The sequence below is a fragment of the Pseudomonas fluorescens genome (assembly GCF_018614655.1).
GTDB classification, from domain to species: Bacteria; Pseudomonadota; Gammaproteobacteria; order Pseudomonadales; family Pseudomonadaceae; genus Aquipseudomonas; species Aquipseudomonas fluorescens_BX.
In genome coordinates this window covers 1-11,322 of record NZ_JAGGOG010000043.1, presented here as the reverse complement: position 1 = coordinate 11,322, position 11,322 = coordinate 1, and the positions used below count along the sequence as shown (strand labels likewise).

Genomic DNA, 11,322 nt, shown 5'->3' with positions numbered 1-11,322 from the left:
GCCGTCGCAGCAGTCGCCGAGGTGCTGCAAGAGATGCAAGTGCTCGAAATCTGACCGCTCACACGCCTAATGCCAGCCAGTGATGAGATCAAATAAGCAGCAAATGCTCTGTGGCGAGGGGGCTTGCCCCCGTTGGGCTGCGCAGCAGCCCCAATAAGATCGCTGCATTTTTTCAGATAGCCCGAGATAACAGGCTTCAGGGCTGCTTCGCAGCCCAACCGGGGCAAGCCCCCTCGCCACAAGTTCGGTGTTGCATTACCCACACTCTACCGGGACGCTCGCTCGCGCAGATACTCCACCACTGCGCCTTGCTCCCCGGAAAACTCGATCCGCGCGCCTTTGCTTTCCCGCTGGAAGGCGTACATCGGGTCGTAATACTCGCGCAACCCGATAATCCAGCCTCGATGCAGGTCCACGTCGCCGCTGCGTGCCTGTTCCGCCAACGCGTCCTGCATCAGTCCCAATAATCGCTGATAACGCTCGCCGCCCAGACGTTTGTGGATATTGCTCAGACTCTGTGTCAGACGTTCGGCGAACAGGTCGAACCCCGCCTCGCCAAACTCGGCAATAAATTGTGCACACAGGTCGATCACATAATCACGCAACACGCGCTCGACCCGGTTTTCCAGACTTTCTTCCAGCCAGACCATGGGAAACGTCTGCATGCCTCGGTGCAGATTCAGCGGCAAGGCACAACTGCCGATCATTCGGCTCTCGTCTTCCACCACAAACTGCTCGATGCCCCGTGCACGCTTTTTCAGCACATCCACGGCCAAACGGTTTTCAAAGTCGATATTGGACGGCTGGGCGGTAGCCCGTTTGCCGAAGCTGGACCCGCGATGATTGGCATGGCCTTCCAGGTCCAGACCGTTGTCCAGCTGGGTAAGGATTTCAGTCTTGCCGCTGCCGGTCATGCCGCCCAGCAAGACAAAGTCGCATTGCGCCACTGCCTGATCCACCGTTTCAAGCAGAAAAGTTCGCATGGCCTTGTAGCCACCACCAACGCGCGGGTAATCGATACCGGCTTCATCCTTGAGAACCTGCTGCACAAGATGGGAGCGCAGGCCGCCGCGGAAACAGTAGAGATACCCGTCGGGGTTGGCCCGGGCAAAGCCGACCCATCGCTCAAGACGCTCGTTGAGGGTCGCTCCACTGACCAACTGCCGCCCCAGGGCGATCGCGGCCTCCTGCCCTTGCTGTTTATAACAGGTCCCGACCCGCTGACGCTCGTCATCGGTCATCAGCGGCAGGTTGATCACACCGGGAAAAGCGCCCTTGATGAACTCCACCGGCGCGCGGGTATCCATCATCGGCCGGTCGTTAAGAAAGATGTCGCGGTAATCGGTGATGTCGATGGGCATCAGAACACCTCTACCGCGTTGGTCTGTCGCTCAACCAGGTGGCCGATGGGCTGCAGGTTCAGCCCAAGTTCGGTGGCCACCGCGAGGAACTCGGCGTTGCCTTCGGGCGTGACCGCAATCAGCAGCCCGCCACTGGTTTGCGGATCGCACAACACGCGTTTGTGCAATTCATTCACCCGCCCCAGCTTGCTGGCGTAGCTGTCGAAGTTGCGCAAGGTGCCGCCGGGCACACAGCCTTGGTCCAGGTAGTACTCGACCCCTGGCAGGCGTGGGACTTTTTCGTATTCGATGCGGGCAGTCAAACCACTGCCGTCCGCCATTTCCACCAGATGGCCCAGCAGGCCGAAACCGGTGACATCCGTCATCGCCGTCACGCCGGACAACTTGCCGAAACGGCTGCCAGGCTTGTTGAGGGTGCACATCCAGTCCCGCGCCAGGCCGATATCGGCTTCGCGCAATTTGCCTTTTTTTTCCGCCGTGGTGAGGATGCCGATGCCCAGTGGTTTGGTCAGGTACAACTGGCAACCCGCAGTGGCGGTGTCGTTGCGTTTCATATGGCGCTTTTCCACCAGGCCGGTGACGGCCAGGCCGAAGATCGGCTCGGGAGCGTCGATGGAGTGGCCACCGGCCAGGGGAATGCCGGCCTCGTCACATACCGAGCGACCACCACGGATCACTTCACGGGCAATTTCCGGCGCCAGCACGTTGACCGGCCAGCCAAGAATGGCAATGGCCATCAACGGATCACCGCCCATGGCGTAGATATCGCTGATGGCGTTGGTCGCGGCAATACGGCCGAAGTCGAAGGGGTCATCGACAATCGGCATGAAAAAATCGGTGGTGGAGACCACGCCACGCTCTTCATCGATGGCGTAGACCGCCGCGTCGTCCCGCGAGGCGTTGCCCACCCAGAGTTTGGGGTCGAGGTTCTGCGCACCGCTGCCGGCGAGGATCACCTCCAGCACCTGGGGGGAAATCTTGCAACCGCAACCCGCACCGTGGCTGTACTGGGTCAGGCGAATCGGCTCGTTCATGGGGCACCTCTCAACGTCAAGGTGCGGAATTTTACCAGACGATCCCTACCTACATGCGGCAAATCAGCCAATGCCAGGCAGCAAAAAGCCGGCGGGGCCCTGATGAGCGCAGCCGGCCTTTGTTTTCAGCCTTTAGTGTTTTGCCGCAAGCCGTTTATGCCGACTGCGACGCGCCATGTTCAGGCACTCGATCACCGCCGAGAACGCCATGGCCGCATACACATAGCCTTTTGGCACATGGGCGCCGAAGCCTTCGGCGATCAAGGTCATGCCGATCATGATGAGGAAGCCCAGGGCCAGCATCACCACGGTCGGGTTGTCGTTGATGAACTTGGCCAACGGCTCGGCCGCCACCAGCATCACGATCACCGAGACCACCACGGCAATGATCATGATCGGCAAGTGCTCGGTCATGCCCACGGCAGTGATGATGCTGTCGATGGAAAACACCAGGTCCAGCATCAGGATCTGCCCAATGGCCGTAGCAAAGCCCAGGGACACACTCGGCGTGCTGCTTTCCACCTGTTCAGGCTCTGGGTCCATGCTGTGATGGATCTCGGTCGTAGCCTTCCATACCAGGAACAGACCACCGGCGATCAGAATCATGTCCTTCCAGGAGAACGCCTGCCCGAAGATCTCGATGACCGGCGCGGTCAACTGCACGATGAAGGCAATGGTGCTCAACAGGCCCAACCGCAAGAACAACGCCATGCTGATGCCGATACGCCGCGCCTTGGCCCGATGTTGCACCGGCAACTTGTTGGTGAGAATCGAGATAAAGATCAGGTTGTCGATCCCCAGCACGATCTCCATGACGATCAAGGTGGCCAGTGCGACCCAGGCGGTCGGGCTGGCGGCCAGTTGTAAAAGGTAATCCATAGGTCAGTCCTGACGTGGTGTGCTGGGGTTAGGTTTCTTGCGAAGTCGGTTCAGGTTTCTTCTCTTCCTGTTGCTCCTTGTCTTTCGGAGCAATCAAACCCTTGGTCGCGTCACTCAAGGCCTGCTCGGCGGCCTGGTGGGTGTCATCGATCACTTGCTTGGCCGACTCGGTGGCTTTACCCAACAGTTGTTGCGCGCTTTTTTCAGCTTGATCACAGCCGCTGAGCATGACTAATGAAAGCGCAAGCAGCGACGCCGCGCCCAGGGAATTGAGTTTCATGATGCGTTCCTCGTTAGAACTGTTGGGTCCAAGCATTGGGCCCCCGATAGCGACGAATTCTATGGTGCTGAACAGTTCAGGAAAATTCGTATTTTTTTCGCTTATACTTCGATTTATACGAAGTAACACCTTTCTTTGAGGCCCCCATGCTCAATTACCGTCAACTGCATTACTTCTGGGTAGTCGCCAAGACCGGCAGTATCGTGCGCGCCTGCGAACAACTGAACCTCACGCCACAAACGATCAGCGGACAAATCAGCCTGCTGGAACAGACCTTCGGCGTGGCGTTGTTTCAGCGGGTGGGGCGGCAGCTGGAATTGACCGAGGCCGGTCGGCAGGCGCTGCCCTATGCCGAGCAGATGTTCCAGACGGGCAATGAGCTGGAGGCCATGTTGCGGGCCCAGCCCAATGAACAGCAGATCCTGTTCCGGGTGGGCGTGGCGGATGTGGTGCCCAAGTCCATCGTCTACCGGCTGATCGCGCCGACCATGGAACTCAGCGAACCGATCCGCATCACCTGCCGCGAAGACAAACTCGAACGCTTGCTGGCGGACCTGGCAATCCAGCGCCTGGACCTGGTGATCTCCGACAGCCCAATGCCGACGCACCTGGACATCAAGGGTTACAGTCAAAAACTGGGGGAATGCGGGATCAGCTTCTTTGCCACCCAAGCCTTGGCTGGCCAGCACGGCGGCACTTTCCCACAGTGTTTGCAGGGCGCCCCGCTGTTGATTCCGGGGGCGGAAACCGTGGTACGTAGCCGTCTGTTGCGCTGGTTTGCCGAGCAACAGATCCAACCACGGATTGTCGGGGAGTTTGACGACAGCGCCTTGATGCAGGCTTTCGGCCAATCCGGCAGCGGCATTTTTATCGCCCCCAGCGTGATTGCCGACGAAGTGGCGCGCCAGTACGGCGTGGTACTGATCGGCCAGACTGAAGCGGTGACCGAATCCTTTTATGCCATTTCGGTGGAGCGCAAGGTCAAGCATCCCGGCATCGTGGCGATTACCGAGGGCGCTCGACGGGAGTTGTTTACCGCCCTCCCCGACTGATGCCTCAGACGCACACTTCGCGGGTCTTGGCGGTCATCAGCCACAACGCCAACAGCATCGACAGCAGGATAAAACCCGCAGCGGCAAAGCCCAGGCTGCCCAGGCCCAGCGTGTCTATCACCCGCCCGCCGACCATCGCACCCAGGCCAATACCCAGGTTGGCCCCGGCGATATTCAGCGACGCGGCAAACGCCGGCGCGTGGGGCGCGACTTTCATCAGCCGCACGTGGCTGACCAAAAACAGCGCCGCCTGGGTCACGCCCCAGATACCCATCGCTGCCGCCAGCCCCAGCGTAGAGTGGATGGCCGGCACCAGCGCAACCATGCCAGTGATCATGAAGCCGCAGAAGACCATCGAGGCGATCAGCGGGTGACGGTCCACCATGCGCCCGCCCAGTGAGTTGCCGATCAGGCCGACCGCACCAAAGCCCATCAGGCACCAGCCCACCAGCGTGCCGTCGAAGCCCGCCAAGCGCTCAAGGATGTCTGCCAGGTAGGTATAAGCGGTGAACATGCCGCTAAATACCAGAATCGACAAGACAACGTGGCCTTGCATCAACGGGCTGCGCAGGATCTTGAACTGCGAACGTAGCGTGACCTGTTCTTTCTTCACGCGGGTCGCCGGCAGGTAGACAACCAGCAGCAAGGCCTTGGCCAACGCCACCACAGCCAAGATGCCAAAGGCAGTACGCCAACCGAACATGTCGGAAATCAGCGTACCCACCGGGATGCCGAACACCGTGGCGCAAACAATGCCGAAACCGATCTTGGCAATCGCCCGGCCCGCGTAGTCCGGGCCGACAATATCCACCGCTGTTTCACTGGCCAGCGCCCAGAACACTGGCAGCCCCAGGGCTGGAATCAACCGCGCCACCGACATCACCCAGATATTCGGCGCCAACGCTGCCAGGGTATTGGCCGCAGCGAACATCACCAGAATGGTGATAAACAGGCGCTTGCGCTCAAACCGGGCGAAGTAGGCGGTCAGGAACGGACCGAACGCTGCCACGGTGAAGGCAAACAGCGTCACCAGCAGGCCGGCCTGGGACACGCTGACATCCAGGTCGCGGGCGATAGACGGTAACAGACCAACGATGATGAACTCCGTGGTCAACACGGTAAAACCGGCTGCCGACAGCAGCAGGATGGGCAACAACATGAATAACTCCAGAAACGACGAAGACAACGACAACCCGAGGGCTCGCTGACGAAGAGAAAATAAGAGGATGCTGGATCTTAACAGAATGTGTCCGGCTTTGGGACAGCCGAGCAAGGCCAGCCTTGTAACAGGTGACTGAACGCCGCACCCGTCCGGGATATTTCCTACAGCATGTTAAACTTTGCCGAACATCCGGTTACCGTTCGGTCTTGCCCTGGCGCTTTACCCTCCGGCAGTCTGTGCGCTGCCTTGCCTGCACGAATCGCCGCACCCATTAGAAAAACCAGAGACAACTCTATTTATGACTGCTGCCCCTTCCCTCTTTAACCGACTCATGGGCGTCAGCCTGGTCACGCAAATCGTGATCGGCCTGGTCGCTGGCATTCTGCTGGCCCTGCTGTTGCCCGACGTGGCCCAGTCCACCGGGTTTATCGGCAAAGTGTTTGTCTCGGCGCTCAAGGCCGTCGCGCCGGTCCTGGTATTCGTGCTGGTCATGGCCTCGATCGCCAGTCACAAGCACGGCCAGGAAACCCATATCCGGCCGATCCTGTTCCTGTACCTGTTGGGTACCTTTGCCGCCGCCGTCGTGGCGGTGATCGCCAGCAGCCTGTTTCCTTCCACCTTGGTGCTCGCCACCCACGATGTGGCCGTGAGCGCCCCCGGCGGTATTGGCGAAGTGTTGCAGAGCCTGTTGCTCAGCGTGGTGGACAACCCGGTCAGTGCGCTGATGAATGCCAACTTCATCGGCATCCTGGCCTGGGCCATCGGCATGGGTATCGCCATTCGCCACGCCAGCGAAACCACTCGCACCGTGCTGGCCGACCTTTCCAATGGGGTCACGCTGATCGTGCGCATGGTGATCCGCTTTGCACCGCTGGGGATCTTTGGCCTGGTGGCCTCCACCTTGGCCACTTCCGGCTTCGGCGCCTTGCTGGGCTACGCTCATCTGCTGTTGGTGCTGCTGGGCAGCATGTTGTTCGTGGCGCTGGTGATCAACCCGGCCATCGTGTTCTGGAAGCTGCGTCGCAACCCGTACCCACTGGTGTTGATGTGCCTGCGGGAAAGCGGCATCACCGCCTTCTTCACCCGCAGTTCGGCGGCCAACATCCCGGTCAACCTGGCGTTGAGCCAACGTCTGGGCCTGCATGAAGACACTTACTCGGTGTCAATCCCCCTGGGGGCAACCATCAATATGGCCGGCGCCGCCATCACCATTACCGTCTTGACCCTGGCGGCGGTAAACACCCTGGGCATCGCTGTGGACATCCCCACCGCCATCCTGCTCAGCGTCGTGGCGGCAGTCTGCGCCTGCGGTGCGTCGGGTGTAGCCGGTGGCTCGCTGCTGTTGATCCCCCTTGCGTGCAGCCTGTTCGGCATTCCCAGTGAAGTCGCCATGCAGGTAGTGGCCGTGGGCTTCATCATCGGCGTGTTGCAGGATTCGGCGGAAACCGCCCTCAATTCCTCCACCGATGTGCTGTTCACTGCTGCGGCTTGCCTGAGCAAGGAAGAGCGAGCGGCGTAAAGCGTCGGTACAAAAAAGCCCGAGCCGGTTCTTGCAAACCGGCTCGGGCTTTTTTATTTCCGGGCGTTTAGAACGCGCCCATGTAGTCACGCTTGCCCACTTCCACACCGTTGTGACGCAGCAAGGCGTAAGCGGTGGTGACGTGGAAGAAGAACTGCGGCAGGCCGTAGGTCAGCAGGTAGGACTGGCCACTGAAGCGCTTCTCTTTAGGGGTGCCAGGGCGAGTGACGATTTCGATGCCTTCCTTGCCGTCGATCTGTGCCGGGGTGATCGTGTCGATGAACGCCAGAACCTTGGCGATCAGCGCTTGCAGGTCAGCAAAGGTCACTTCGGTATCGTCATATTTCGGCACTTCGATTTCAGCCAGGCGGGCAGAAACACCCTTGGCGAAGTCGACAGCGATCTGCACCTGGCGCACCAGTGGGAACATATCCGGGAACAGGCGTGCTTGCAGGTAGGCGTTCGGGTCGATGTTCTTGGCGGTGGCATGGGCCTCAGCCTTGTTCAGCACATCGCTCAGGGCGTTGAGCATTTGCTTGAAGACCGGGAGGGAAGCGGCGTACAGGGAAATAGTCATGACAGTCTCGACAATGGTGGCAGGGTTTGAACAGCCGCGATTATAGACATGCTCACCGCCGGCACCGCTTGTCTTTTATTTTTTCAGGATTAGGCTAGTGGGCTCACTGCATAGGGAAAGCGCGATGACCACCGAGCACGACACCACTTCCGCCGAACCACGCCTGAACGGCACGGAAATCCGCATCCTGGGCAGTTTGATCGAGAAACAGGCCACCAGCCCGGAAACCTACCCGCTGACCCTCAACGCGCTGGTAATCGCCTGTAACCAGAAGACCAGCCGGGAGCCGGTAATGAACCTGAGCCAAGGCCAGGTCGGCCAAAGCCTGCGGGCTCTGGAAGGTAGCGGTTTTACCCGGCTGGTGATGGGCAGCCGCGCCGACCGCTGGGAGCATCGGGTGGACAAGGCGCTGGAGCTGGTGCCGGCCCAAGTGATCCTCATCGGTTTGTTGTTCCTGCGCGGTCCACAGACCGTCAGCGAATTGCTGACCCGCAGCGGGCGCATGCATGACTTTGAAGACACCGAGCAGGTGGTGCATCAACTGGAGCGCCTGATCGCCCGTGGGCTCGCGCTCCTGGTACCACGTCAGTCGGGGCAGCGCGAAGATCGCTATATGCATGCCTTGGGCGATCCGGCGGACATCGAGGCGATCCTCGCGGCTCGCGGTAATCCAGGGGAACGCAGTGCCGGTGGTGGGGTTTCGCTGGAGCGGATTGAAGAGTTGGAGGCGCGGATTGCGGCGTTGGAAGAGCGCCTCTCGCGGCTGGAGTAACCCAGTGTGAGCACGCTTGTTGTGGCGAGGGGGCTTGTCCCCCGTTGGGGCGCGAAGCGGCCCTAAAAACCTGTCACTGAGTTCTGTCTGAAAGTACTCGTAGTCCTTATTGGGGCTGCTGCGCAGCCCAACGGGGGACAAGCCCCCTCGCCACAAAAGCCCTCTTCCCACAACAGCCCTCATTCCAAGGTTCAGCATTCAGCTTCGCGCGAACGCCACGGCCGCCTGAAACTGCTCATCCGTTGGCCGGACACCTGTGTACAACACAAACTGCTCCAACGCCTGGATGGCGATCACTTCCAGGCCGGTAATCACCCGCTTACCCTTAGCCCGACCACGCACGATCAACGGCGTTTCAGCGGGAATCGCTACTACATCGAACACAATCTCCGCACAATCAACCGCTTCGGCATCAAAGGCCAAGTGATCGGCCTCCGGGCCACCGGTCATGCCGATGGGCGTCACGTTGATCAACATCTGCGGGCGCAAGTCGCCCAGTTCCGCCTGCCACTCGTAACCCAGGCTCTGTGCCAGCGCCCTGCCCGCCGCTTCATTGCGCGCAACGATCACACCCTTGGCATACCCGCCATCGCGCAAGGCGCTGGCCACCGCCTTGGCCATCCCGCCGCTGCCCCGCAAGGCAAACGTCGAGGACGTGGGCACCGCATGCTTTTTCAGCAGTTGCTCGATGGCGATGTAGTCAGTGTTGTAGGCCTTGAGATGTCCGGCGGTGTTGACGATGGTATTGATCGAGGCGATAGCCCGGGCGGAGTCGTCCAGCTCATCCACCAGGGCAATGCAGGCCTCCTTGAACGGCATGGAAACGCCACAACCGCGAATACCCAAGGCGCGAATACCACCCACGGCGCCGGGCAGGTCCTGGCTGCTGAACGCCTTGTAGTAGAAGTTCAGACCCAGTTGTTCATAAAGGTGGTTGTGAAAGCGCAGGCCAAAATTCCCGGGGCGCCCCGACAGTGACATGCACAGTTGGGTGTCCTTGTTGGGGTTCATCAGCATGTGTAACTCCTTGAAGCCATTCTCAGGACGTTTCGGATGGACGGGGATACCCGTGCGGGCGGCTTGTCGCGGATTATTAGCACAGCACTGCACAGGATTTGTAAGCCAATCGGTACAGACCTTACACAACATTTACCCAACAGCCGTGCTGTTTTCCAGAAATACGCTGTCTTAAAAGTATCCCCGCGACAATCCTTGAGTCTATTGATTGCAGACCACGAGCGCAGGGGCTAACCGAGGAATGACCATGATTCGTAAAATCCCCAAGATCGCCTTGCTTATCGGTGCACTCGCTGTAGCAGGTCAGGCCTCTGCCCACGGTGGTGGTTGGGGTGGCCCGGCCGTCTTTGGTGCTGTTGTCGGTGCCGCTGTAGTGGGCTCGGTGATTGCCAGCCAGTCCCGGCCGGTCTATGTGCAACAACCGGTCTATGTCCAACCGCAACCGGTGTATGTACAGCCGCAGCCGGTGTACTACGCACCGCCACCTCCGGTGTATGTGCAGCAACAGGTTTACTACCGCCCGGCGCCGGTCTATTACGGCCCACCGCGTGGCTACTATGGTCCTCCACACGGCTACTACCGCCGCGGCTGGTAACCTTGAGCTGAAATACCTGAACAGGCCTCGCAGAACATGCGGGGCTTTTTTTGTGCTTCATGGATGACCAGGTCGAGCCTTTCTCATTACCATAGGGCCATCTCCCTCATGGATGATCCCCTGCGATGGACCGACCTCTGCGCCTCCTGCCTCTGTATGGATTACTGTCCCTGCTACCGCTGCTGGCCCACGCCGAAGCGCCTGTGGACTGCGAAGCCCTGAGCGACAACGTCTCCCTGGAAGCCGCCGAGTACCGCCCGCCACTGGAGGCCAAAGTCATCGGCGAAGGCCGTCTGTATTTCCACAGTGGCCCGAATGCAGCTTGCATGAATAAAAAAGTCTACGTGATTCCCAACGACGGCCTGACGGTATACGCGTCCAGCGACAGCGGCTGGGCCCAAGTCATGTACATCGCCAAGGACGGTCAGGACTTTACCGGCTGGGTCGAGGAAAAACGCCTGAAACTCCTGGGTCACTACGGCGGCGAGAAGCTTCCCGCCGAAGAATGAAGCGTGTGCTGGCCATAATCCGCCGGGAAGCACGGGGCAACTTTTTAGGTCGACAGGTCTGAATAAATCTTGCCAAGGTCGTTATGAGGACAGTGACTGTGGCTCAATCCGACATGATAGACCTCACTATCCACTTGCCCGATCCCGTCAGGCGCTGTCATGTTTGTGTCATGGCAGGCTTTCACTATCGAAACTGTCCATCCAAGCGCGTGATAACAACAAGGACGATCGCCCATGCCCACACAAAACCCGCACCGCACCGCCGGACTCTGTACGTCCAGCAAGGTTTACAGCGTCTTGACCGAACTCAAGCACCTGGAAGGCCACCGCTGCGCCAAGTTCCTGTCCCTGCTGGCGGAAAACCTGGTGCACAAGGGCCTGCTTAACGAACATGAAGTGGTGAACATGCTTGATCAGGTGGTCGACTGATCGCTGCATTGCCCTCATGCCTCGATGACAGTGATGTCGACTATCGAGCAGGGTGATTTTTCCTGAAGGCTGATGAACCGTAAGGTGACCTCCATAGAGCAATGGAGGTCGATATGCCTAGTGGCCTGAGCGGTTA

Annotated in this window: 13 protein-coding genes; 6 read left to right on the top strand and 7 right to left on the bottom strand. The window is 59.6% G+C overall.

Annotated elements, in window-relative coordinates:
- Positions 1-266: 266 nt before the first annotated feature.
- From mnmH to J7E41_RS27845, 4 genes are all read right to left on the bottom strand, one after another.
- Positions 267-1,361 (bottom strand): tRNA 2-selenouridine(34) synthase MnmH, encoded by a 1,095-nt coding sequence (mnmH, locus tag J7E41_RS27860; RefSeq protein WP_214997433.1) that lies wholly within the window; start codon positions 1,359-1,361, stop codon positions 267-269.
- Complete coding sequence (gene selD / locus J7E41_RS27855; RefSeq protein ID WP_214997432.1) at positions 1,361-2,395, bottom strand: selenide, water dikinase SelD; 1,035 nt, start codon at positions 2,393-2,395, stop codon at positions 1,361-1,363. The genes mnmH and selD overlap by 1 nt, the downstream gene beginning before the upstream one ends.
- A gap of 132 nt (positions 2,396-2,527) precedes the next feature.
- A complete protein-coding gene (locus J7E41_RS27850; RefSeq protein ID WP_214997431.1) occupies positions 2,528-3,274 on the bottom strand; it encodes a TerC family protein in 747 nt (248 codons plus the stop codon).
- A gap of 28 nt (positions 3,275-3,302) precedes the next feature.
- On the bottom strand, positions 3,303-3,554 hold the full coding sequence (locus tag J7E41_RS27845; protein ID WP_169353946.1) for a hypothetical protein: 252 nt from the start codon (positions 3,552-3,554) through the stop codon (positions 3,303-3,305).
- A 146-nt stretch (positions 3,555-3,700) separates the two neighbouring features.
- Here J7E41_RS27845 and nhaR point away from each other — a divergent pair, with 146 nt between their 5' ends.
- Positions 3,701-4,606 carry a transcriptional activator NhaR gene (gene nhaR / locus J7E41_RS27840; RefSeq protein ID WP_214997430.1) on the top strand — a complete coding sequence of 302 codons (906 nt, stop codon included), beginning with the start codon at positions 3,701-3,703 and terminating at the stop codon, positions 4,604-4,606.
- 4 nt (positions 4,607-4,610) lie between these two features.
- Here the strand turns inward: nhaR and J7E41_RS27835 are convergent, their stop codons facing one another.
- Positions 4,611-5,765 (bottom strand): MFS transporter, encoded by a 1,155-nt coding sequence (locus J7E41_RS27835; protein ID WP_214997429.1) that lies wholly within the window; start codon positions 5,763-5,765, stop codon positions 4,611-4,613.
- Between the two features lie 301 nt (positions 5,766-6,066).
- Between J7E41_RS27835 and sstT the strand changes: the two genes are divergently transcribed.
- Positions 6,067-7,287 (top strand): serine/threonine transporter SstT, encoded by a 1,221-nt coding sequence (gene sstT / locus J7E41_RS27830; RefSeq protein WP_214997428.1) that lies wholly within the window; start codon positions 6,067-6,069, stop codon positions 7,285-7,287.
- Positions 7,288-7,354: 67 nt separating this feature from the next.
- Here the strand turns inward: sstT and J7E41_RS27825 are convergent, their stop codons facing one another.
- Entirely contained in the window at positions 7,355-7,864 is a 510-nt protein-coding gene (locus tag J7E41_RS27825; RefSeq protein WP_155584628.1) for a DUF1993 domain-containing protein, read from the bottom strand.
- Between the two features lie 124 nt (positions 7,865-7,988).
- Here J7E41_RS27825 and J7E41_RS27820 point away from each other — a divergent pair, with 124 nt between their 5' ends.
- The gene (locus J7E41_RS27820; RefSeq protein ID WP_214997427.1) at positions 7,989-8,636 is read left to right on the top strand and encodes a YceH family protein; all 648 of its coding nucleotides are present in this window, start codon (positions 7,989-7,991) and stop codon (positions 8,634-8,636) included.
- A 198-nt stretch (positions 8,637-8,834) separates the two neighbouring features.
- Here J7E41_RS27820 and J7E41_RS27815 read toward each other — a convergent pair whose 3' ends face one another.
- On the bottom strand, positions 8,835-9,653 hold the full coding sequence (locus J7E41_RS27815; protein WP_214997426.1) for a shikimate 5-dehydrogenase: 819 nt from the start codon (positions 9,651-9,653) through the stop codon (positions 8,835-8,837).
- A gap of 241 nt (positions 9,654-9,894) precedes the next feature.
- On the opposite strand from J7E41_RS27815, the gene J7E41_RS27810 reads away from it, so the two are divergent.
- The 3 genes from J7E41_RS27810 to J7E41_RS27800 all read left to right on the top strand — a co-directional run bounded on the left by J7E41_RS27810 (position 9,895) and on the right by J7E41_RS27800 (position 11,186).
- The gene (locus J7E41_RS27810; protein WP_214997425.1) at positions 9,895-10,248 is read left to right on the top strand and encodes a hypothetical protein; all 354 of its coding nucleotides are present in this window, start codon (positions 9,895-9,897) and stop codon (positions 10,246-10,248) included.
- Between the two features lie 125 nt (positions 10,249-10,373).
- A complete protein-coding gene (locus J7E41_RS27805; protein WP_251029730.1) occupies positions 10,374-10,757 on the top strand; it encodes a hypothetical protein in 384 nt (127 codons plus the stop codon).
- 234 nt (positions 10,758-10,991) lie between these two features.
- Entirely contained in the window at positions 10,992-11,186 is a 195-nt protein-coding gene (locus J7E41_RS27800) for a hypothetical protein (protein WP_214997424.1), read from the top strand.
- Positions 11,187-11,322: the final 136 nt, after the last annotated feature.